The following is a 22,572-nucleotide window of genomic DNA, read 5'->3' as shown; positions in this document are numbered from 1 at the left end:
GCTCTCATTTTACCTTATTTCCTGCGGATTGCCATAGATCGTAATCGGCGACAATGAGCACATCCATTTGGGAAGCAAGCGGCAGCAGTTTTTTAACTGTAGCGTCTTTCCATACGATCATTTGCGTGGCCCCTGCCATACTTGCTTGAGAGGCAAACACAGCTGGGACAGCTTTACGGCTCATCACTTCTTGATATACAAACTCGCCACCGAGCCTAACCGTCAGCTTCTCCAGCGTTTCCAGCTTAGGCTTCCATTGCTCGCCACTCCCCACTGCGATAAAGCTTACGTACCAAGCCGCTTTCAGCCGGTGTGCGATTCGAAATCCCCGGCGAATGAGGCGGTCCGCTTGTGATATCTCCGTGATGCAGACGTAAATAACCTCTTTTCTCCGCCAGGGGCCTCGCAGGGAGTTCTTGCGCTCCATAGATTCCAGACGTTCATCTACATCATCAGCAATTTCACGTAAAGCTAGTTCCCGTAGAGCAATCAGATTACCGGTTTTAAAAAAGTTGTTCAACGCTTGATCCACTTTGATCATCGCATAAATCTTGCCTTCCCTCATGCGAAGCTGTAAAGCTTCAGGAGCCACGTCAATTAATTGCACTTCATCCGCCGCCCGAAGAATGCTGTCAGGAACCGTTTCGCGAACCCGGATTCCGGTAATTTGCTCGACGGCATCGTTTAAGCTTTCCAAATGCTGAACGTTGACGGTTGCAATGACGGATATGCCTGCTTCCAGGATTTCCAGCACATCTTCGTATCTTTTTTTGTATTTGCTGCCGGGTACATTCGAATGGGCTAGTTCATCCACTAAAATGACTTCAGGCCGCGCCTTAATAATGGCTTCCGTATCCATCTCCTCAAGCCTGACGCCTTGATAGGTTATTTCTGCCCGCGGTATAACGGCCAGCTCGCCAATCTGTTCGATGGTTCCTTTTCTTCCATGCGTTTCGAGCAGCCCGATCTTCACATCGATGCCTTTCTTAAGCAAATCGTTGCCTTCCCGCAGCATGGTGTATGTTTTCCCTACGCCCGGGGCGGCTCCAATATAGACTTTGAACCTGCCTCGTTTGATTTTCTCAATTTTCGCTTGAACCTCTTGCTTGCTCAGACGCTTATATTTATACGGCTCCTTCGACACCTGCATGTGAGCAGGAAGTATGCGTTCCCCATCCCGAGCGGCACGATCAGCGACCAGGAACACATCGATATTTTTGACTCTTTTTAAAATGCCATTGATCACAGATCCTTGCCATAAGGTTTGCCACTTGGTTTGTTTGGAATGCCCCAAGACAATTCGGGTTACTTTATGATGGATCGCATAATTAACTAAAGCTTTGGGAATACAACGGCGGAATCGTAGCGGAAGCTCATCGAACTTGCCGCCCACTTTTTCGACAAGCTTCATAATCGATCTGCGAAAAGCAGAGGCTTCCTTCGAAAGCGGTTTATTGAATTTACGCAGCGTCACCACATGAAGATCACCGTTCAACCGCTTCGCGATCTGTTGGCCTCTCCGCACATAAATTGAACCGTTCCAATGATATTGGGCGGTTACCAGTATGCGTTCTGTGGCGCCTGAAGGCCCCAGAATCCCCATCTGCTCACGATGCGCTTCCAGCGAATCGTTAACGTCCTCTGCAACAAGACGCAACGCCAATTCTCTTAGTACGCCTAAGTTGCCGCGCTTGAATAGAGCGGAGTCTTTATTGCCCTTGAGATGCCCCTCTTCCAGTCGATTCAGAATCATTTCCGGCGTTGCATCAATTAAGCGAACCTCATCGGCCAACTCCAGCGTATCTGAAGGCACACAATGCCCCACTTCGATCCCCGTCAACTTATGTGCAACTTCCATCGCCTCTGCCAGCTCATACACGTTAACAGTCGTAATCACACTAATATTGTTAGCCAGTAGAAACTTGATATCATCTAAGCGCGTGGGAAAACGGGCATCTGGTCTATTAAGATGGGCCAGCCCGTCAACCAGGACAACTTCCGGATTTCTCTGCATTAATGCATCCAGATTTAAATCCTTTTGCTCCGTGCCGTCTTTCATCCAATGAATGCTCGGTACTCTTTCCAAATCTCCTAATTGTTCCACGGTCTCCGGCCTTTGCAGCGTAGATACCGCGCAGATGACCACATCAATCCCCTGCTGCCTGAGATTATGCCCTTCCCGCAGCATATGGTACGTCTTTCCTGAGCCGCTGACCGCACCTATATAGATTTTCAGACTCCCGCGATGCAATTTGGAGATAGATAATAGAATTTCTTCCGGTGTTTTCCTTTTGAAACCATCCAATCCAGCGTCCTCTCCTTTCTCCTCATAATGACGCAGAAACCACTCTCGACCTATCGAGAGTGGTTGTCAGCTGCTTACAACTTCACTTGTTTCAGCAGCTCTATATTCAGTTCTGTTACATTCACCCTTGGCTCACCGAGAAAACCGAGCTGTCTGGTTTTTGTAAACTGATCAACGAGACCGTTAAGCACGTTCTCTGCGATTCCTGTTTCTTTACTGATCCTAGGCACCTGGGCTTTGGCCCCTTCCGGTGACAAATCCGGATCAAAGCCGGAGCCGGACATCGTGACTAAATCAGCTGGAATATCGGTCAGGCTAGGATTTTCCTTCTTCAAGGCATCAATCTTTTCTGCCAAAGACGCTGCATAATCGCTTGAAGCTACCGCCATATTGGAGCCGGAAGAAGCTTTGGGATCATACTTCGCCGTAGATTCCCTTGGGTGAAACAACTTAGGGGACTCGAAGCTCTGAGCCAGCAATTCCGAGCCGATGACCGTTCCGCCGGATTCAATCAGACTTCCATCCGCTTGCTTCGGAAATAAGACTTGAGCCACGCCCGTCGTAACCAGCGGATAAATAAGCCCGCAAACGATCATGAACAATATAGATACACGAACTGCTATAAAAACCGATTTCATGACGCTATCTCCTCGTTTCTCTTTCTCTTTAAACGATATTTAATCCGTGAAGTATCATATCGATAATTTTAATCCCGATGAACGGTACGATGACCCCGCCAATCCCATATAGCAGAACATTACGGGACAACAATCGATCCGCTGACATTGCGCGATACTTAACGCCCTTCATCGCAATTGGAATCAGCAGCGGAATGATGATGGCATTGAAAATTAAAGCGGATAGAATAGCCGATTCCGGCGATGCCAGATTCATAATATTCAAGGCCTGCAGCTGCGGCATCGCCAGGATAAACATCGCAGGAATGATCGCGAAATACTTGGCGATATCATTGGCGATGGAGAAGGTTGTTAAAGCTCCGCGCGTGATCAGCAGCTGCTTCCCAATGGAAATAACGGAAAGCAGTTTGGTTGGATCGGAGTCCAGATCGATCATGTTAGCGGCTTCCTTCGCCGCCATGGTGCCTGAATTCATCGCCAAACCTACGTCCGCTTGCGCCAGAGCAGGAGCATCATTCGTTCCGTCGCCTGTCATCGCTACAAGCTTGCCTTCTTGCTGTTCCTTTTTAATCGCAGCGATTTTATCTTCCGGTTTCGCCTCTGCAATAAACTCATCTACGCCTGCTTCAAGAGCAATTGTTGCAGCTGTCAGCGGGTTATCCCCTGTACACATGACAGTTTTGATCCCCATCGAGCGCAGCTCGGCAAAACGCTCCTTCAAGCCCGGTTTTACAGTATCTTTGAGGTAAATTACACCGTAGATTCGATCATTAATTGCTACAGCAAGAGGAGTGCCTCCGGCCTTAGCAATCCGGTTCGTAATCGTCTCCAGATCATTAGGAATTTTACCGCCTAAAGCTGTTACATATTTTTTGATCGCGTCAACAGCGCCCTTACGTACTTTGGAGCCTCCTGCGAGATTAAGCCCCGACATACGCGTCTCAGCCGTGAACTCGACAACTTCCGCACCTTCGTAAGCATTTGTTTGCCAGGATTCGCCAAGTTTATTGGCAAGCTCAACAATGGAGCGCCCTTCCGGTGTTTCATCTTTAACAGAAGCTTGAAGAGAAGCAAACGTAATGTCTTTGGCTGTCACGCCACTTACAGGAACGAATTCGGACGCCATGCGATTCCCGAAGGTGATGGTTCCCGTTTTATCTAAAATCATCGTATCGATGTCGCCTGCGGCTTCAACCGCTTTACCGGACATCGCAAGCACATTAAACTGCGTTACACGGTCCATACCGGCGATACCGATCGCAGATAAGAGACCGCCGATGGTTGTCGGAATCAGACAGACCAGCAGCGCGATCAGCGTGGAAATCTCCAGTTTCACATTCAAATACTGGGCCATTGGCACCATGGTCATAATGACGATCAAGAAGATCAGCGTCAATACGGCAAGCAGTGTTGTTAAAGCAATTTCATTCGGCGTTTTTTGCCGTTTCGCGCCTTCCACAAGAGCAATCATACGGTCTAAGAAAGATTCACCCGGATCGGTCGTCACTTTGACAACGATATAGTCGGACGCTACCCGTGTACCGCCGGTTACGGAAGAGAAGTCGCCTCCCGCTTCTTTAATAACAGGAGCAGATTCACCTGTAATGGCGGATTCATCAATGGAAGCCAAGCCCTCAATGATTTCGCCATCGGATGGGATGATCTCACCGATTTCAATACGAACGATATCGCCTTTACGGAGTGTAGTAGAAGACACTTCCTTGTAGGAGCCATCCTTTTGAACCAGACGAGCTTTCGTATCGGACTTCGTTTTCCGTAGAGAGTCAGCCTGCGCCTTGCCGCGCCCTTCTGCCAGTGCTTCCGCAAAGTTCGCGAAAAGCAGAGTAAAGAGCAGAATCAGAAAGACCGCGATATTATAAGCCCTGCCTACTTCCGTCGAGCCAAATAGGTCAGGTGCAAGTGATAATAGAAAGGTAATGACGGTACCTACTTCTACGACGAACATGACCGGATTTTTAATCATTACCCATGGATTTAATTTCTTAAATGAATCCACAATAGCTTGATTGACAATTTCTTTTGTTAATGTTTTTTTACGTTCCACTGCCATGTAAATCCTCCCTCTCTATTACGTCTATCCTTAACGCGCTGCCAAATGTTCAGCAATCGGTCCCAATGCAAGCGCCGGGAAGAACGTTAGAGCACCGATAACTAAAATAATCATGATCAAAATCCCCATAAATAAAGGCGTATTCGTCCGAAGTGTACCTGTTGTAACGGGCACAACACGCTTAGTAGCAAGTGAGCCTGCTATTGCTAACATGGCGATAATGGAAATATATCGTCCAACCAGCATGACAAGACCAATGCTCATCGCATAAAAGTTCGTTCCAGCGCTCAAACCGCCAAAGGCAGATCCGTTATTGGCTGCACCGGAGGTGAAAGCATACAGAACTTCAGAAAGGCCATGCATCCCTTGATTCGCTATGGACGTGACCGATTCAGGACGAATCAACGCCCAAGCCGTCGGTGCTAAAATGATGAGAGGATGCGTCAGAATCGCGATCGCAGCCAGTTTCACTTCTTTGCCTTCAATCTTTTTGCCCATAAATTCTGGCGTACGTCCAACCATCAGTCCACAAATGAATACAGACAAGATGAGATAAAGCAGTCCGTTTAATAAGCCGACCCCTTTGCCTCCAAATACGTTATTTAACATCATCTCCGCAAAAGGAACAATGCTTCCTAGCGGTGTAAGCGATTCATGCATCGCATTAACAGAGCCTGTTGTAGCTGCTGTCGTAACAGTTGTGAAAAGCGCTGTTTCAGATAATCCGAATCGAACTTCCTTGCCTTCCATATTCCCATGAACGCCCATCGCATCCACAGCAGATATGCCTTTATACTCTGCGTAGAACACCGTCGCCAGCATGACCAGGAAGATGATTCCCATGGCCGCGAAGACGGTCCAACCTTGTTTCTTGTTCTTAATCATTAATCCGAATGCGTATACGAGCGAAGTCGGCAGAAGCATCATACAAATAATATGGATCATGTTGGTAAACGGCGTTGGATTTTCAAAAGGATGCGCAGCATTCGTTCCGAACCATCCGCCACCGTTGGTACCGATATGCTTAATCGATTCCAAGGAAGCCACTAAACCGCGAGTAATCGTTTGTTCAGCCCCTTCAATCGTTGTCGCTTGAACAGCTCCCAGCAAGGTTTGCGGGACGCCTTGAAAAACTAAAATTAAAGCGACAATGAAGCTAAGCGGCAGAAAGACGCGAGTAATCGCCCTAGTCATATCCACGTAGAAGTTTCCGAGGTTATCTTGACGACCCACTAATCCGCGGATAAAAGCTACCGCTACGGCGAATCCGGTTGCCGCCGATGTAAACATCGGGAACGTAATGGCTACCATCTGAGAGAAATAGGAAAGCGTGTTTTCACCACTGTAAGCTTGCCAGTTCGTATTTGTAATAAAGGAAATCGTAGTATTAAAAGCGATTGTTGGAGATACGTTGCCAATCCCATCGGGATTAAACGGCAGAAAACTTTGAAGCCGAAATACGGCGTACATGAGGATCATCATGACAAAGTTGACGATTAATACAGCTCCTAAGTACTTCTTCCATCCCATCGCTTCGTCTTCTTTAACACCCATTAGGCGATAGGACATACGCTCGAAGGGGCCGAACACACGATCCAGACCACTCTTTTCATAACCGAAAACTTTCACCAAGTAGCTGCCCACCGGCTTCACCAAAAGCATGATAATCACCAGTGTGATGACTACTTGCAACAATCCCATACCCATAGTAGGTTCTCCCCCTGCTTTACATAAGTTCTAATTTATCCATTAAAATTTCTCCGGCTTCACTAAAACAAAACCGAGATACACCATGATCGCTAGCGCAATTAGTCCAATCACAATCATTTGGTTGCCTCCTATAAGTTTTCATTCAAAAACTCGCATCGAAAGCATCAGCTTACGCTTTTTCGCAAAATTTCATAAATCCCCAAAATCCCAGAAAGGTTAATGCCATTAATAAGACCATTGTTACATCGTTGTACATCGCGCACCTCCTCCAGATCAGACAGAACCTAATTTATTTGTTTGTAATAGAGATGATAGAAGAAACTTCACATCACCATTTTTAGAATAAATAACGTAGTCAGCGCCTAACCCTTTATAAATCAATCGGGGATTTACACTTTGGGTAATCACATACATCGGCCCTGAAGTCCAACTGCGGCATATCTGAATATAGCGGCAGCATAACGTCAAGCTTTCTTCGAACAGAATAATGCTCCCGATCGGATAATCGGGGATATGGGGTGAACCCGGTAATGATGTATCCACCTGGATGATCTTTTTTACTCCCTGCCCTTCTAGCTTGAGTTTTTCCATCTTGTTGTTCGTTAATGCAACATAAGGAAACCCAGCCAACCTGATTTGTTTCATAAAGTCCTCGCCTGCCTTGGTTGGCGCAGCTATTAGCAGCAAATCGCTTTGCATGACTTTCATCGCTTCCTTTCCTGACTCATTGTAACGCCGAACTGTATAAAAATGAGGTAAAGAATCCTTAGCGTGCATATAAAAAAAACATAAAAATGCGCATGCTTAGAAAGAGACATAGGCCTCTGAATGGTCAAAGATATATGAACGATTCGATAGAACATCCAACTCTTTGTTGCCTATAGATTTATGTTGAAGCTTATCTGACAAGTCAGTTAATGCCGACTCGATCACATGAGTCCTTACTTCTCCCCATGCCTCTTTCTTCTGACGGACATACTGCAAACCGTCCTCAAGGGAAAGCCCTTTGAGTTTCTGAAAGACAACAGCCCATTGAACGAAATCTCCCTTTAGATTGCCGCAAGGAATTTCATAATCTCCTAAACCGCTTGTTCCCAAGCTTGTTGAGATGGAAAGGATGCCGCAATGGCAGTCGCGGCCATGTCCGGGCAGCAGTTTATCGGATAATTCATCATCAAAGCGATAGCATTCAATTCGGGTAATCTTGCATTCGGGAACCATGTGTAGATTCACTCTCCTCATTTTTTGGACAACAAAAAGAAGCCTGCGAGCAGAGACTCCCTGCTCTCGGGCTTCTTGGCAGCTTGGTATAACAAGCAAGCTGTAATTAGCACATAGAACGTTGGCTCTCTCCCAATTCGCTTACGAGGTTAGCTGTCGGATTCGGGCTTGGAAGCGCCCTACCTTGGCAAGCCGGAGCTTGCCTTGGATTCACCCCGCGAAGACGTTGATCTGTATCCGTCCTCTATTGGTTCCCCCGTTCCCCTTGTGGGGACTCAGCGTTATCAACTTGTTGTGAAGTTGATGCTCTGAATCTTACGCCTCGGAGATCCGCCTTGTAAAACGTACCGCGACCTTCTTTTTGCCATATAGACGAGTGGATGCGCTTTCAAACAATTAAAGCATGAATTCTCGTTATTCAAGCTTCGTTTTTCTTCCATTTACGCCATTTTTATCGTTTTTTTATGGGTTACCCCGCTTTTCTTTACCCCATTTTTATTCCTCTCAGCCTTACAATTGAGGAGCAGAACACACACATTATTGCTGTCAGGTCTTACGTGCAAAGGAGAAATAACGATGGCTTCCGCTCCCCGTTATTATTTAGGGTTAATCCCCGAAATGTTAAATCCGATCCCCTTAACTTACGAGTGGTTCGGCGTCTTATGGTTAGAAGAGGCTAACCGTTTCCCTGTTATTGTCGGGTACTGGTTCTCTAAGGAGAAATCAGACATTATTCAAAAAGCGCAACGAGCCGGATATGCCAATTTGACCGAAATCTCGGAGCATTACGTGATCATGAACATGTACAGATCCATACGAAATAAACAAAAGGAGCAAGACTGGGAGAAGCGATCAAGGCTGTCAATTCGCATGAATTTCACAGCACCTTGGAAGAATGTTCCCTCTGGCTTGTATGTTGTCAAATCAAGAAATACCTTTCCTCTGCATGCTTCAGCCATATCGAAAAAAAGGTTTTTCCTTTGGTTAGAGCACGCGGCCGTGTGTGAAACCGAGCAGGAACTTCAAGCGTTCATTCGAAGGGTGCAAAGAGAGCACCACCTTGGGAAAAGAATCAAAACGGGGAGTCCTACGATGTAGGAAAGCCTGACATACAAAAAACGTACAGAAATGGCGTTTTACTGCCGATTTCTGTACGTTTATGGTCAGCTACTTTTTCAAATGATACGGCACCGTCGTCACGATGAGATCCCGCCTGTACAGCAGAAACGCGCGGATCAGTAAGCTGGACTGATTATGGAGAATGTGCTGCCAGTTTCGTTTGGGAATAAACTGCGGAATTAAGACGGTTACCCGGAAATTCGACTCGTTCGCCTTATGCTCCACAGTATCGATGAACTTCGTCAACGGTTGAATAATGCTCCGATAGTGGGAGTGCAGGGTGACTAACCGCACATCCGGCTGCCAACACTCCCATTTTTCTTGGAACTGCTTCTCTGCCTCCCGATCAAAGGCCACATACACCGCAATAATCTGATCTGGCGCTAACGATTTCGCGTAATTCATGGAATTTTCCACGACATGGGTAATTCCTGCGACAGGCACGATCATCACATTCCCCTTGATCGGGATAGAAGGCTCACACGTCGTGATCCGCAGCTGCTCACTCACGGCCTCGTAGTGCTTTTTGATTTTATGGAACGTATAAACAATCAAGGGGAGGAAGATAAACACCGGCCATACCTGCCCCAGCTTCGTGATAAAAAAGATCAGCATGACGGTAAAGCTAATCAAAGCGCCAATCAAATTGATCGTTAGTTTAACGATCCAGCCTTTGGGCTTTTCGCGCACCCATTTGACGAGCATCCCTGTTTGCGCAAGTGTAAAGGGAATAAACACACCCACAGCATACAGCGGAATAAGATGCTCCGTTCTGCCTTTAAACGCAATAATCAGAATGATCGACATAATCGCCAGAAATATAATCCCGTTCGAATACCCTAATCGATCCCCTCGGATCGTGAACATTCTAGCGATATATTTGTCCCTGGCCAAATTAACGGCGAGCAAAGGAAAGGCCGAATACCCGGTATTCGCGGCAAGCACAAGGATCAGCGCTGTCGTGCCTTGAATGAAGTAGTACATGTAATTTCTCCCAAAGGTTTGAGAGGCGATCTGCGAGACGACGGTTTCCTCCGCTTTAGGCGCAATGCCATAGGCATAAGCCAAATACACGATGCCGGAGAACAGAATGGCAAGCAGCAATCCCATGGCCGCTAAGGTTTTGGAGGCATTCTTCGGTCCCGGGTCTTTGAAGTTCGGAATGGCATTGGAGATTGCTTCCACACCTGTTAAGGCCGAGCTGCCCGATGCGAAAGCTTTCAATAACAAGAACAAAGTAATCCCGGCAACCGGCGTTCCTATAGGAGCATGCATCTCAGGTGTAACTGTGCCAGTCACCCCTTTATACAAGCCTACACAGATTAATATAATCAGCGCCAAAATAAATAAGTAGACGGGATAGGCCAAGATGGAGGCAGATTCAGTGATCCCTCTGAGATTCAGAATCGTGATGGCGACAACGAGCAGAATAGCAATATTCACATTGTAGGGGTGGAGCGACGGGAAGGCAGAAGTAATTGCGTCTGTCCCCGCTGAGATGCTGACCGCTACGGTTAGGATGTAATCCACCAGCAAGGAGCCTCCTGCGAGAAGGCCGGCGTTTACACCCAAATTTTCCTTCGAAACGACATAGGCCCCGCCCCCATGGGGATAGGCGAAAATAATTTGCCGATAAGACAAAATGAGAGCCAATAATAGAATGAGCACACCCACGCCGATCGGTATCGAGTACCAAAGAGCCGCGGTGCTTATGGTGATAAGCACAATCAGTATCTGTTCAGGTCCGTATGCGACTGATGATAGCGCGTCAGACGACAGGATCGCTAGCGCCTTTGTTTTGTTCAGCTTTTGCTCCCCTAACTCGGCTGATTTCAAAGGCTGACCAATGAGTAACCTTTTCAATGCAGAAAACATCATACCACCGCCAAATGTTTTGAGTTCATCCTCCCTTAAATTACCCCCTAAGTTAGAATAAGAACCACAAATCATACTGCCAAGTTTCTACAAAAGTCGAACAAGCGATGTGATAAAATGGTACCGAGTGACTACCCAGTCTATCCATTGGATGGTGATGACATTGACAGGCATCTCCCCGATTCGGCATACCACCTATCGTGATTTGGCGCCCAGCGTCCATTGGGCTCAATTGCACCAAAGAACGCCTCAATTCAAATGGGCGCGGCGCATTTACGACTTTCAGTTTCTCTATGTCATACAAGGCGAGCTGCAGGCCACTTTATCAGGAAAGTCGATGTTGATTCCTGCGGGGAGGCTGCTGCTTATACCTGCCAATGTGTATCACACCATTGAAGTATTAACAGCGCCGCATGTTCATCTATTGGGGATTCACTTTGATTTCTTTAGCGACCTGCGCGTGAAGCAAGGGGATATTGTCGTGGATGAAAGCCATCCTCTCATGGATTGTTTTTGCGCGATGCCTTATATCGACGGGGCACCTCTGTTTCCGTACGGTTACTCCATCTCGCTACCGCCAGCTGTCGTTTCGCTGATGGAAGCGACCATTCATGAAATGACCGAGCAGAAACAAGGCTTCGAAATGGTCTCCAAGGGGCTGATGCTCCAAATGCTCACGCTGCTGATCCGTCATCAAGCGGAGACTGACCGCACCCTTCACCCGAAATATCAAGAAAGCTTACTGCATTTAGCTCATGAACTCAAAACGAGTTACCGAAAAAAGTGGACCAATGTCGAAATGGCCGCTTTCATCAACGTTCATGAAGACTATATGAGTAAGCTTTTTAAAGATATGTTAGGCATGAGCCCTAATAAATACCTGCAATCCGTGCGGCATCAGCAGGCTAAGCGGCTATTGCGCGAAACAGATGATAAAATCGAGCGAATCTCGCTCGAAGTCGGCTATGATGACTTTCATTATTTCAGCCGTATATTTAAAAAGTGGGAAGGCATGTCGGCACAGCAGTACCGCAAGTTCTCTCAGTTCATTTGACTACGCGTGACTCTTGCGGTAATCCGACGGATAGCTGGAACAGTTCTCGACGAACAGTTTGGTAAAGTGCCGCGTGCTGTAGTAGCCGACCTTCTCCGCGATTTGCTTCACTTGCAAATTGGTATTCAGCAGCAGCTCTTTGGCCTTCAGCATGCGAATATTCGTTAAGTATTTAACGAACGGTGTTCCGGTTTTTTTATTAAACAGCATGCTTAAATAATTGGCAGACACATTGAGCTGCTGGGCAATTGAACCTATGCCGATATCGTCCATGTAATGCTGCTCGAGATATTGAACGACCTGTTCGACCAGATCCGCCGTGACCGGCTCCCGGGGTTTGATCTCCCGCAGTTTGCTTTCCCCGATCTTCCTAAGCTCCCTGATCACTTCAGCCTCTGAGCGCACGGCATCATCTGTCTCTCCAACACCCAATGCCTGCACCATGTACAGCTGAATAGCCCGCCGTGTTTGCTCGTTCGAACTTCGTTTGCCTGCTAAAAGCAATCCCTCCAGCTCACCCACCGCCGTTTGGTAATTCAAATACGCCCTGAAATACATATGCTGCTTAATAGCGCAAAAGAGTTGACTGGTTTTAGAGCTTTCAGGCACCCGAGCTTCCGCCTCCAGCTCCATGTACCTGATGCGCTGGCCGATGCCGCGAACCACACGCAGATGGCTCCATTCCCCAAGCTGAGCGAGTTGGGCATTCAATTGATCGAAGCCGCGGCATTCTCCGGTCTGCAGAATCGTTATAGCCAAGCCATCTTGGCGATACGGTTCAGCAACACCTGCCAGTTCGTCAAAAAATTGCTGCACCTGCTCCCTGCAGTCGAACCCTTTCGCCGGATCCCAGGAACCGATCACTGCACACTCCCCATCAGGCAGCGACACCATGGCGAAATTCATGCCATATACGAGCAAACTTGTCATACGCTCACGCAAGTCATCATAGAAAGCGCAGGTCATGTCTGATAAGTCTTTCCCGGTTTTGGTCGTGTCAAAGATACAAACGGCTCCGATGAACCAGCCTTGCACATAGACACTGTCCAACTCCTCAAACTTCAACGTCGTGAGCCCATTGCAAAGGGCAAATAAACTATTTTCGAACTGCTGGTTAAGCATTTGGATGAATTCTTTGTTGTGCTTGGCAGTATTCGTCAGCGCCCTCTCCAAATCCAGCGGATTCACCGGCTTCAGCAAATAATCAGACGCCCCGAGCTGCAGTGCCTCCTGCACATAAGCAAAATCTGAAAATCCGCTCAAAATGATCCACTTGGTGCGCGGCGAGATCGCTTTGCCCAGACGCATCGCCTCCAGCCCATTCATTCGGGGCATCCGGATATCAATAATCGCAACATTCGGCTTATGTTCGCTGACCAGCTCAAGGAGTTCCTCGCCATTGGCTCCCTCGCCAACAATGTGCCAGGAGGATTCTACATCCTGAACCATACTGCGAATGCTCGCCCGAATCAGATTCTCGTCATCAGCAATGATCAACTTCATCCTCGCCTCACATCCTTTAAAGGTATTAGGATTTGAACACTGGTTCCTTGATCCTTAGCACTATGAATACTCATCGATGCTCCTTCGAAAGACAGCTGCAACCGTTCCCTAACATTCCGAATGCCTAAACCCTCCTGCACCTTGCTGGACTCAAATCCCACCCCGTTATCGCTAATATGTATCGCTAATACTTCTTCCTTCTCGCCAGGGATCGACTGCATATGGATGTCCATCCTCAGCTCACAGCTATGATCGCAGGGCTCAATGCCATGAATGATAGCATTCTCAATGATCGGCTGCAGCAGCAGCTTCGGAATTAAGAGCGACAGAGCATCCGGATCGCAGCTAATGTGCACCTGAATTTTCTCGGCGAAACGAACCAGTTGGAGCCCGCAATACTTGTTGATAAAATCGATTTCCTCCTGCAGCTGCGCCCAATCGTTATGTTCCAGGGTGTAGCGCAGCATCCCGCTTAACGATAAAATAGCCCGCTCCAGCTGCATGCTCTGGCCCGTTCGATTAAGGCCAATGAAGCCATTTAATGTGTTGTACAGAAAATGCGGCTGGATTTGCGATTGCAAAGCCCGGTACTCCGCGTTCCGCTTCCCCAGCACAGCCTTGTATTCCCGGTCGATCAGCTCATCAAGCTTGTAGATCATCGTATTCAAATTGCTGCCTAACTGGGAAATTTCATCGTTGCCCTTCACACGATACAACGTATTCATATCCCCGCGCTGGACGCGCTTCATCACTTGAATCATTTGTTTGAAAGGCGTGACAATCCAGTGGGATACTGTGAAATACAAAATCAACGCGATCAGCAAGCCGCTAGCCGCAAAAGCTGTGCCAATCCAATATACCCGCTTCAAATGGGCTTGAATAAAAGCCTCCGGCGACAGGATCGCAATCACCCAATTCGAGCGGGAGATCGTTTCACGAACGACCGTATAGGAATCCTTCACGTCCATGACCGTTCGGCTTCCTGAGGCAATTTGGCGCTGCATGTCGCCCGAAATGGGCTGATTCGCATAGATCAATTGCTGATTATCGTCAAGGATGACCACCTTAGCCCCCTTGCTCAGCCGAATGCCTTTCATCATTTGATCCAAAAGCACCGTGTCGGCATCCGCCATAATAATGCCCAGCGGCCTGCTGGAGTCCGGGTCCTTGATCAGACGTGTAACGGAAAAAACCTCACTATCGACATTATTCAGATAATCCTGCTTATGAACACCAGTGAACGCTACGTTCCCGTCCGCCTTCACCGCCTTGATATACCAATCCTGCTCTTTAAAAGGGAAACCTTTCACCGCTTGATCCGAGAAACTGAGGGGCGGTGTAATGTAAACAGAACCATCCATCGGCAGCAGAATGGTTCCGAGTATGTCCTTTCGCATATTTTTCAAATAGCTGGGGAGGGTCTTATTCAGGACTTCTTCAGCCTCGTATTGCTCATACGGAGTAAGGAGCTTCCACTGCGAAGTCGATTTCAATTTCAAAGCAAGCATCACTTCATTATTCAAATAAGGGGTGACCGTCATTCGTTCCAAATCGTCCAAATACGTTTGAATATCGAACGTGAGCGCAGTTAAAGTCCCCTCTAGCAGAGAGGACTCCTGTTCTTTTATTAAATCGAGATAATAGGAAGGTAACTTCACAACAATACCGACAATCGGGATGACAATAGTAATGAAAAATAGCAGAGATAACCGGAATCGAATCGATTGTCTGATTGTATCAACCTCCTGGCGATTAACCTTTGATCGCGCCGGAAGCAAGTCCCGAGACAAAGTAGCGCTGCAAAAATAAGTATACAATCGTCATCGGAATCGCGCCCATGAAGGACCCGGCAGCCACCCAACCTACATTGCTCGTGTACTGGCCAAAGAATGATGAAAGCGCTACCGTGATGGTCCGCATCTCTGGTTTTTGCAAGAAAAAGATCGAGAATTGATAGTCGTTCCATACAGCAACACCAGACAAAATAATGACAGTCGCCGTCACAGGCTTCAGAAGCGGCAAGATCACCGTGAAAAACAGCTGGAACCGACCTGCGCCATCAATCATCGCCGCTTCATCCAAATCCTTGGGAATCGTGGAGATAAAGCCGGTGTACAAGAAAATCGTCATTGGCAGATTGAAGGTAATGAACAATAAAATGATACCCCAATACTGATTCATCCCACCAATATCTACCATAAATTTATACAACGGAACCAGAATAGTCAATGGGGGAACGATCAAAGCGGATACGAAAAGCGCATAAATGAACTTATTCCAGCTCGTTTGGCGCCGGGCAAGCGGATAAGCGGCAAGGGAGCCGATCACGACAATCAGGACGACCGAAATGACCGTCACGATGAAGTTGCTCCGGAATGCATCCGCCAGATGCGCTTCCTTCCAAGCATCACGGAAGTTATCGAAGAACAGATACCCTGGAAACATCCATTTGGAGCTTAGATCGTCGAAGGCTTTGAGTGAAGTCGTAATCAAAATATAGAAGGGCAAAATATGAGCCAGGCAAATGACAAGAGAGAGCAGCGTTAACAGACTTTTTCGTTTGTTCTTCATGCGTTAACCTCCCTCTTTCTAAGAAACAGCAAGGCTGTAATACTCACGATGGAGATCATGATGAACATCAGAATACCGATCGTAGCGGCATATCCGGCATCTTCCCGTCCAAAATAGAGCAAGTACATAATCGAAGACAACGACGCGGAGGCATAACCTGGACCGCTGTTGGTCAATGCGACGATGACGTCGAACAATTTCAGACCGCCAATCAGATTGAGCACCATGCTGACCGTAAAGGCCGGTGCAATAAGCGGCCATGTCACATGAGCGAAACGCTGCATGGGACCCGCTCCATCAATTGTCGCCGCCTCGTAGTAATCCCTTGGAATGGATTGCAATCCGGCCAAATAGAGCACCATCGCGATCCCCAAGTACTGATACGTGTTGACGAAGGTAATAATCCACACGTTCAGATTCGGATCTCCCAGCAAATTCGAAGGCTGATCATGGAACAATAAAATAATGTCATTGATGGCACCGCCTTGATACTGGAAGAAGAAATACCAGATGTACCCCATAATCAAGGAGGAGATAATGACCGGCAAATAAATGACCGTACGGACAAGTCCTCGGGTTCGGATATTCAGATTTAAGAATAAAGCGTATAACAAGCCGATCACATTTTGAAAAACAGCGCTGCCGATACCATAAATGGCCGTATTGCGGATAACCTTAAGGATCTCAGGATCCGTGAACATCCGGCTATAATTGCTGAAACCGATCCATTTGTAGTCTTGATTGTAGCCGTCCCAATTCGTAAATGAAATTTTGATCCCTTTAAAAAACGGATAAAAAATAAAAATGAAAAATAAAAGAAGCGCCGGAATATAGAGCAAATTTAGCAAAGCCCCGCTGCGCACGAGGCGGCCAAAGGTTGTTTCCGTTTTTTTACCGGAACGGGTCTGCGCAAGCACTGTCCTTGATTCAGCCATAAATTCACCTTCCTCCTTCATGATCATAGAGAAAAAAGGAGGGTGGCTGTCACCCTCCCCATTCCACGACTACTGATTGCGCAGACGTAAATATTCGGATTTCATTTTGTCAGAGAATTGTTGAGGAGATACCGTTCCCGCAAGCAAGGCAACGCCTGTTTTACACATCACGTCCCACATGCCGTTTGGCAGATACACACGGTCGAAGTAAGGGAAAACACGAATGTTTTCAAATTGCTTGTAGTATTCGGAGAATTCATGCTTGGACGCAATGTTTTTCAGACCTGCAGGCAGCTTGGTCGCATTGGCGATTTTGGACATATTCTCTGGTTTGGCAAAGAAGGCGATCAGCTTCTTGGACTCTGCCAAGTGCTTACCATCTTTCCAGGCACCCATCGTATACCGCTCACCGCCCGAGAAGGATTGGCTGTCTCCCTCGACCATCGAGGTCAGCGGGGCAATACCGATTTTGGCAGCTTTATTGTATTTGTACACTTCGTCCGCGAAAGAAGGTGCACCGAATACGAAAGCTACTTTGCCCTGTGCAAACAGTTGCGGCATGTCACTGTATTTGGCCGTCAGCACATCTTTGTTGATGTACCCCTTCTTGCTCATGTCCTGCAGCTTTTGCGCAAGCGGTGTCCATTTGTTCCAGTCAAATGTCCCATCGAGCAGCGTCTTGGCATCGTTCGTCGCCGGAGAGATAAACATCGATGTGGCGTACAGATCGGAGAAACCGCCGATCATCCCGTTATCCACACCGGACATGAAGAACGGTGTCACCGCTCCGTTGCTGGATGATTTGATTTTCTCAGCTGCCGCCATCAGCTCATCAAACGTTTTTGGCGGGGTGATGCTGTATTTTTCAAGAATTTCAGCGTTATAGGAAATCCCGTCTTTGGCTTCGCTCATGACAAGCGCTTCTACTTTGCCGTCTTTATCCGTGACGACAGGTTTGATTGTGTCCGTCATATCTTTTGCCCATGGCTCATTGCGTAGATCCGCTAGATACTTGCCATAACGGATAATCGCCCAACCATGCGTATCGAAGACGTCCGGCAAATCGTTTGCCGCCATTTTAACCTTCAGAATGTTCTCGTATTCTGCGCCGGGGAATTGGAATTCAACGGCCACGTTCGGATTTTCCTTGGTAAAATCAGCCGCAATGCCCTTCATCATTTCTTGATTCGGCAGTTCGGAGATCGTACTGTACACCGTAAGCTTGATCTTATCCCCACTCGGTTTGGCATCCGGGGTACTTGCCGCCGTCGTCGTTGTCGGTTTCGTAGTCGCCGCCGCCGCCGGACTTTCCGTCGTAGATGTTCCCGAGCTTGGTCGGCTGGAACAGCCCATGAAAACTACGGAAATCGTTAGCATCATGGCAGCAACGCTTAAAAATGTTTTTTTCATTTTTACGAATCCTCCCTTTGCATGATTGAAGTGATGACTTGCCCTCTGTGAATACGGAAATGTTTCACACCTTAATCATACCAATTTTGGTTGCGCTTACAAGTGTGCTAAATCTACAGTGGAAGCGCTATTTTCCATGGGAGGAATTCGGATTGGATTAGCTTGCTTTAAGAGAGATGTTTAAATTGAGGCAGCCACTCTTTATTCGCTGCGAACATGCGATCAACCATTTCCTGAATCTCGGCCAGGCTGAGAACGGCGGACGTTAAGGGATCGAAGCAAATGGCGTGATAAATCATTCGCGGGTCCCCCGTGAGCGCCCCTTGCACCGCCAATTCCTCGCAGCGAGCGCTTGTATTGACCAGGATAGCCAAATGATCCGGCAGTGCCCCGACGTGAATCGGGCTTAGCCGTCCTTTGAACGCCAGAACAGGGACCTCCACGCAGCAGCCTTGCGGCAAATTATCGATGTATCCCAGGTTCCGTACATTGCCGTTAAATTCAAAGAGAGTGCCGTCACCGATTGTCGCGTTGAAGATATAGGACGCATATTCCTCGCCGCGCTTCAAATCGATAGGACTGTCCCGCCACTCTTCCATCTGCTTATGCCAACCTCCGCGCAGCTTCTCCGCATAGTTGATGATCTCTGCATAATGCCCGGGATTCCAGCCTGTACCATGGGTGCAGTATTTCTCGATCAAATCCGGACGTTTGCGGAACCAAGCATTATACTCCGAATTATGACCACTCGATTCCGTCACATAGTAATCCAGATGGAGAAACATTTCGTTGCGGACCTGTTCCTCATTGTAGATTTCAGGCCGCTTCATCACAGCTTCGCGAATGAGCGGGTAAGCGTCCTTGCCTTTCCATTTGTAATCCAAATAGAAGGCTTGATGATTGATCCCCGCACACCGGTAAGTAATCTCCTCCATCGGCGCCCCAATCCAACCGGCCAGCATCGCTGCCGTCCCTTGCACGCTATGGCACAAACCTGTGACTTGCACGTTGCTTTGGCCTTGCATCGCTCTGATCAGCATCGCCATCGGATTCGAATAGTTCAGGAAGATCGCTTCGGGACAGTAACGCTCAATATCCCTGCATATCTCCAGCATCACGGGAATCGTGCGCAAAAAACGGAAAATACCCGATGGACCTCGGGTATCGCCTATATTGATATCGACGCCGTAAGCTTTGGGAATCTCGATATCTGTACGCCAGATCTCCAAATCGCCGACCAGAATGGTACAGACCACGCCATCCGCCCCGGTTAGCGCCTGCGCCCGGTCCGTCGTTGCCTCTACCTTCGCCCTGTATCCTCCTGCGGCGATGATGTTATCAACCGCTGTCTTGGCGTAAGCCAGCCGCTCCTCCGAAATATCCATCAAAGCGATGGTGCAAGCCTCAAAGGCGGGAAACGTTAGTAAATCTCGAACCAAATTTTTCGTAAACACCAAACTGCCTGCGCCGATAAAAGCAATCTTCGTCATCCTCACGATCACTCCTCGCTCATTTATCTGACTTACAAACCAAGTCCACCATCAACCGTAAGCTGCTGGCCCGTAATTTGTCCTGCCTGATCAGATGTGATAAAAAGAACAGCGGATGCAATATCTTGGCCATTTTGCATCCGGCCCATAGGCATGCGTTGGGTTGCTTTCTCCAAAGACTTCTCGTCTTCCCCCGTCGAAGCAAGCCGAGCCATCTCCCCTTCGGAAGCGACCCAGCCAGGATGTATGCAGTTCACACGAATACGATGTTTGGCTAAAGAGCCTGCCAAATTCAGCGTCAGCGTGACGATACCGCCTTTTGAAATCGAATAGGCCAATGTATCCGGCGATCCCTTCCTTGCGTGAAGGGAGCCAATATTGACGATATTGCCTCCCCCTCTGCGGATCATGCCAGGCACAGCCGCTTGGCAGGTCAAATAGGCTCCCTTGAGGTTAACCCCCATGACAAGATCCCAGAACGCTTCATCCGTCTGAAATAAGTCAGCTCTGGGGAAGATGCCGGCATTGTTCACCACGATGTCCAAGCCCCCGAACGATGTCTCTGCGAAGGACACCATCCGCTCCACCTCTGCGCCCTTGGATACATCGCACCGGAAAAATTGCGCTGAGCGGCCTTCCTTCCGCCATGCAGCAGCGACGTCTTCCCCATGCTCATCTACGTCAGCGATCACAACGTTCGCTCCGGACAGCAGGAACTGCTCGGCAATGGCAGCGCCGATCCCTTTGGCTGCTCCGGTGACGAGCACGGTTTTGCCATCATATTGAAAGCCAGCTGTATCTTTCATCGTACTCCTCCTTCGTCGCTAGAACCTGAACACGCTCTAAAATTCGTAAGTACCCTCGGCTGCCGCTTTCTCATAAGCCATCCGCGGGATTTGTGTGGCCAGCTTCCCGCCGCTGATATCAATCATCGTGCCGGTGATATAGCCGGCATAGTCAGAAGCGAGGAAGCAAATCAGGTTAGCAACATCTGTCTTCTCTCCCCAGCGGCGCAGCGTCAAGGTGTCAAGCAAGCGCTGCTGCTGAGGCTCCTGAAGCTCCGCGAAATGGTTCATGTCCGTCGGAATCATCCCGGGGGCGTAACAGTTCACCGTAATGTTCCACGGACCCAGCTCCCCGGCCAGCACACGGGTGAATTGCTCCACACCGGCTTTGGAGGACGCATAGGCTGCACTGCCATAGCTCGGCACGATGGCGGCGAACGAGGCGGCGTTCATGATCCGGCCCGATCTTTGCTTTTTCATTACCGGCGCAACAGCCTTACACATGAGAAAAGTCCCTTTCAAATTAATATCAAGGTTCAAGTCCCAAACCTTTTCGGAAAGGATATCCACAGGTGCTCCTCCGGCGACCCCGGCATTATTCACTAAAATATCAATACCACCATACTGATCCACGACATGTTGAACGACTTCTTGAATCTGCGTATAGTTGCGCACATCACACAAGAACGTACTGCCTTTGCAACCACTTTGGTCTAATTCTTTCTGAATGTCCCCCAAATTCGACTCATTAATATCGGTGACAACGGTCGTCACGCCTTCCTTGGCAAGCGCTAGAGCAATCACTTTCCCGATCCCCCGGCCGGCGCCGGTAACGATTGCCACTTTTCCAGATAGGTCAATATGCATCCTGCGTCCTCCCCTTCCCTTTACATCGTCTGCGAAGCGGTGTTGTGCGTTTGCATCAAATTTTGCAAATAAGATAAGCTCGTTAGGAACTGCCTTTGTTCATAGGCGATAATGTCTTCTTCCGGTGCACTCTTCTCAAAAGGGGTTCGCCAATCTCCAGTCGGTCTGGCATTGGCCTGTGCGAAACGCAACAGGTTGGCAAGCTGCGCTGCTGACCGCTGCGGGTAGTCCTGCCAGTAATCCTCACAAAGCACTCTTGTATGACGCGCTTCAAGCGCTCCCAGCTCCATCGACATATTGACCTTCGGACAATATTCATCAAACACCTGAAGCAGCGCAGCGAAATCCACGACGCCTTGGCCTAACGGAGAACGTACGAGGCGATAGCCGTCATCGCTCATGTAGATCCAATAATCCTTCATGTGCACATGCTTAAGGTGCGGCCCGAGCCTCCTTGCAAAATCGACCGGCTCCTCTGCCGTCGCCAGCGGATTGCCGGTATCCAGCGTAATACCGAAGTAAGGTGAACCGATCTCCTGACAGAGCCATAACAGTTCCTCGGAAGCCAGATCTTGATGATTCTCCACCGCCAGTACGACACCTGCCTGCTCCGCCGCTCTTGCCGCCTCTCCCAACCCGGATAACACTTCCTGTAAAAATGACGGCCACCGCCCGGCCATTCTACGCCGGTCACCGCCAAAATCCGCACCGCCCACGACCGTGCGGACGGTTGGCGCGCCTAGTCTCGCAGCCGCTTCTATAGCTTCCTTAAGCGGTTTCGGATCGTAGCCACCTGAGGCTACTACGAGATACTGCCCTCTAGCTTTAGCTTGACGAGTTAACGCGGCTGCGTCTTCGCCCTCAAGCAGCGACAACGGAAGCTCAATGCCTTGGAGCCCATACCCGGTCGCCTGCTCAAGCAATTGAGACGCCGTGATACGCGGACGCGTCGAGCGAGGATGGATGCCCATCATAAAGGTAGTGCCATATACAGCAAGTCCGAGTTTCATCCGAATTC

At 48.5% G+C, this 22,572-nt stretch carries 19 protein-coding genes and 1 riboswitch; of the genes, 2 read left to right on the top strand and 17 right to left on the bottom strand.

Translation table 11 applies throughout. The features are described from left to right. Positions 1-4 precede the first annotated feature (4 nt). From RQP52_RS16210 to RQP52_RS16185, 7 genes are all read right to left on the bottom strand, one after another. Positions 5-2,305, bottom strand: coding sequence for a histidine kinase (locus RQP52_RS16210; protein WP_315952829.1), 2,301 nt, complete (start codon positions 2,303-2,305; stop codon positions 5-7). A 74-nt stretch (positions 2,306-2,379) separates the two neighbouring features. After that, a complete protein-coding gene (gene kdpC, locus RQP52_RS16205; protein WP_315952827.1) occupies positions 2,380-2,943 on the bottom strand; it encodes a potassium-transporting ATPase subunit KdpC in 564 nt (187 codons plus the stop codon). Between the two features lie 28 nt (positions 2,944-2,971). Next, entirely contained in the window at positions 2,972-5,014 is a 2,043-nt protein-coding gene (kdpB, locus tag RQP52_RS16200; RefSeq protein ID WP_315952826.1) for a potassium-transporting ATPase subunit KdpB, read from the bottom strand. Between the two features lie 30 nt (positions 5,015-5,044). Then, positions 5,045-6,715: a potassium-transporting ATPase subunit KdpA gene (kdpA, locus tag RQP52_RS16195; protein ID WP_315953115.1), complete on the bottom strand. Its 1,671-nt coding sequence runs from the start codon at positions 6,713-6,715 to the stop codon at positions 5,045-5,047. A 48-nt stretch (positions 6,716-6,763) separates the two neighbouring features. After that, positions 6,764-6,841, bottom strand: a complete 78-nt coding sequence (locus tag RQP52_RS36490) for a potassium-transporting ATPase subunit F (RefSeq protein WP_379171775.1) — start codon at positions 6,839-6,841, stop codon at positions 6,764-6,766. Between the two features lie 156 nt (positions 6,842-6,997). Continuing rightward, on the bottom strand, positions 6,998-7,432 hold the full coding sequence (locus RQP52_RS16190) for a hypothetical protein (RefSeq protein WP_315952825.1): 435 nt from the start codon (positions 7,430-7,432) through the stop codon (positions 6,998-7,000). A gap of 96 nt (positions 7,433-7,528) precedes the next feature. Beyond that, a complete protein-coding gene (locus RQP52_RS16185; protein ID WP_315952824.1) occupies positions 7,529-7,945 on the bottom strand; it encodes a hypothetical protein in 417 nt (138 codons plus the stop codon). A 122-nt stretch (positions 7,946-8,067) separates the two neighbouring features. Then, positions 8,068-8,236: riboswitch (cyclic di-AMP (ydaO/yuaA leader) on the bottom strand. 285 nt (positions 8,237-8,521) lie between these two features. Between RQP52_RS16185 and RQP52_RS16180 the strand changes: the two genes are divergently transcribed. Beyond that, positions 8,522-9,043 carry a hypothetical protein gene (locus RQP52_RS16180; protein WP_315952823.1) on the top strand — a complete coding sequence of 174 codons (522 nt, stop codon included), beginning with the start codon at positions 8,522-8,524 and terminating at the stop codon, positions 9,041-9,043. 69 nt (positions 9,044-9,112) lie between these two features. On the opposite strand, the gene RQP52_RS16175 is transcribed toward RQP52_RS16180, so the two are convergent. Further along, positions 9,113-10,939 carry an APC family permease gene (locus tag RQP52_RS16175; RefSeq protein ID WP_315953114.1) on the bottom strand — a complete coding sequence of 609 codons (1,827 nt, stop codon included), beginning with the start codon at positions 10,937-10,939 and terminating at the stop codon, positions 9,113-9,115. A 109-nt stretch (positions 10,940-11,048) separates the two neighbouring features. Here RQP52_RS16175 and RQP52_RS16170 point away from each other — a divergent pair, with 109 nt between their 5' ends. Continuing rightward, on the top strand, positions 11,049-11,993 hold the full coding sequence (locus RQP52_RS16170) for a helix-turn-helix transcriptional regulator (RefSeq protein WP_315952822.1): 945 nt from the start codon (positions 11,049-11,051) through the stop codon (positions 11,991-11,993). Here the strand turns inward: RQP52_RS16170 and RQP52_RS16165 are convergent, their stop codons facing one another. The 9 genes from RQP52_RS16165 to RQP52_RS16125 form a co-directional block, all read right to left on the bottom strand. Next, positions 11,994-13,496 carry a response regulator transcription factor gene (locus RQP52_RS16165; protein ID WP_315952821.1) on the bottom strand — a complete coding sequence of 501 codons (1,503 nt, stop codon included), beginning with the start codon at positions 13,494-13,496 and terminating at the stop codon, positions 11,994-11,996. Further along, positions 13,493-15,313: a cache domain-containing sensor histidine kinase gene (locus RQP52_RS16160; protein WP_315952820.1), complete on the bottom strand. Its 1,821-nt coding sequence runs from the start codon at positions 15,311-15,313 to the stop codon at positions 13,493-13,495. Before RQP52_RS16160 ends, RQP52_RS16165 begins: the two co-directional genes overlap by 4 nt. Next, positions 15,249-16,067, bottom strand: a complete 819-nt coding sequence (locus RQP52_RS16155) for a carbohydrate ABC transporter permease (RefSeq protein ID WP_315952819.1) — start codon at positions 16,065-16,067, stop codon at positions 15,249-15,251. The genes RQP52_RS16160 and RQP52_RS16155 overlap by 65 nt, the downstream gene beginning before the upstream one ends. Next, positions 16,064-17,002 (bottom strand): carbohydrate ABC transporter permease, encoded by a 939-nt coding sequence (locus RQP52_RS16150; RefSeq protein WP_315952818.1) that lies wholly within the window; start codon positions 17,000-17,002, stop codon positions 16,064-16,066. Before RQP52_RS16150 ends, RQP52_RS16155 begins: the two co-directional genes overlap by 4 nt. Before the next feature lie 69 nt (positions 17,003-17,071). Beyond that, the gene (locus RQP52_RS16145; protein ID WP_315952817.1) at positions 17,072-18,412 is read right to left on the bottom strand and encodes an extracellular solute-binding protein; all 1,341 of its coding nucleotides are present in this window, start codon (positions 18,410-18,412) and stop codon (positions 17,072-17,074) included. A 167-nt stretch (positions 18,413-18,579) separates the two neighbouring features. Then, on the bottom strand, positions 18,580-19,902 hold the full coding sequence (gene melA / locus RQP52_RS16140; RefSeq protein ID WP_315952816.1) for an alpha-galactosidase: 1,323 nt from the start codon (positions 19,900-19,902) through the stop codon (positions 18,580-18,582). 32 nt (positions 19,903-19,934) lie between these two features. Next, on the bottom strand, positions 19,935-20,708 hold the full coding sequence (locus RQP52_RS16135) for an SDR family NAD(P)-dependent oxidoreductase (RefSeq protein WP_315952815.1): 774 nt from the start codon (positions 20,706-20,708) through the stop codon (positions 19,935-19,937). Positions 20,709-20,744: 36 nt separating this feature from the next. Continuing rightward, the gene (locus RQP52_RS16130; protein WP_315952814.1) at positions 20,745-21,554 is read right to left on the bottom strand and encodes an SDR family NAD(P)-dependent oxidoreductase; all 810 of its coding nucleotides are present in this window, start codon (positions 21,552-21,554) and stop codon (positions 20,745-20,747) included. A 20-nt stretch (positions 21,555-21,574) separates the two neighbouring features. Continuing rightward, positions 21,575-22,564: a sugar phosphate isomerase/epimerase family protein gene (locus tag RQP52_RS16125; protein ID WP_315952813.1), complete on the bottom strand. Its 990-nt coding sequence runs from the start codon at positions 22,562-22,564 to the stop codon at positions 21,575-21,577. Positions 22,565-22,572: the final 8 nt, after the last annotated feature.

The sequence above is a fragment of the Paenibacillus violae genome, from assembly GCF_032461945.1.
GTDB lineage: Bacteria > Bacillota > Bacilli > Paenibacillales > NBRC-103111 > Paenibacillus_E > Paenibacillus_E violae.
The sequence above is the reverse complement of the archived record's forward strand: the minus strand, read 5'-3'. Positions and strand labels throughout refer to the sequence as shown.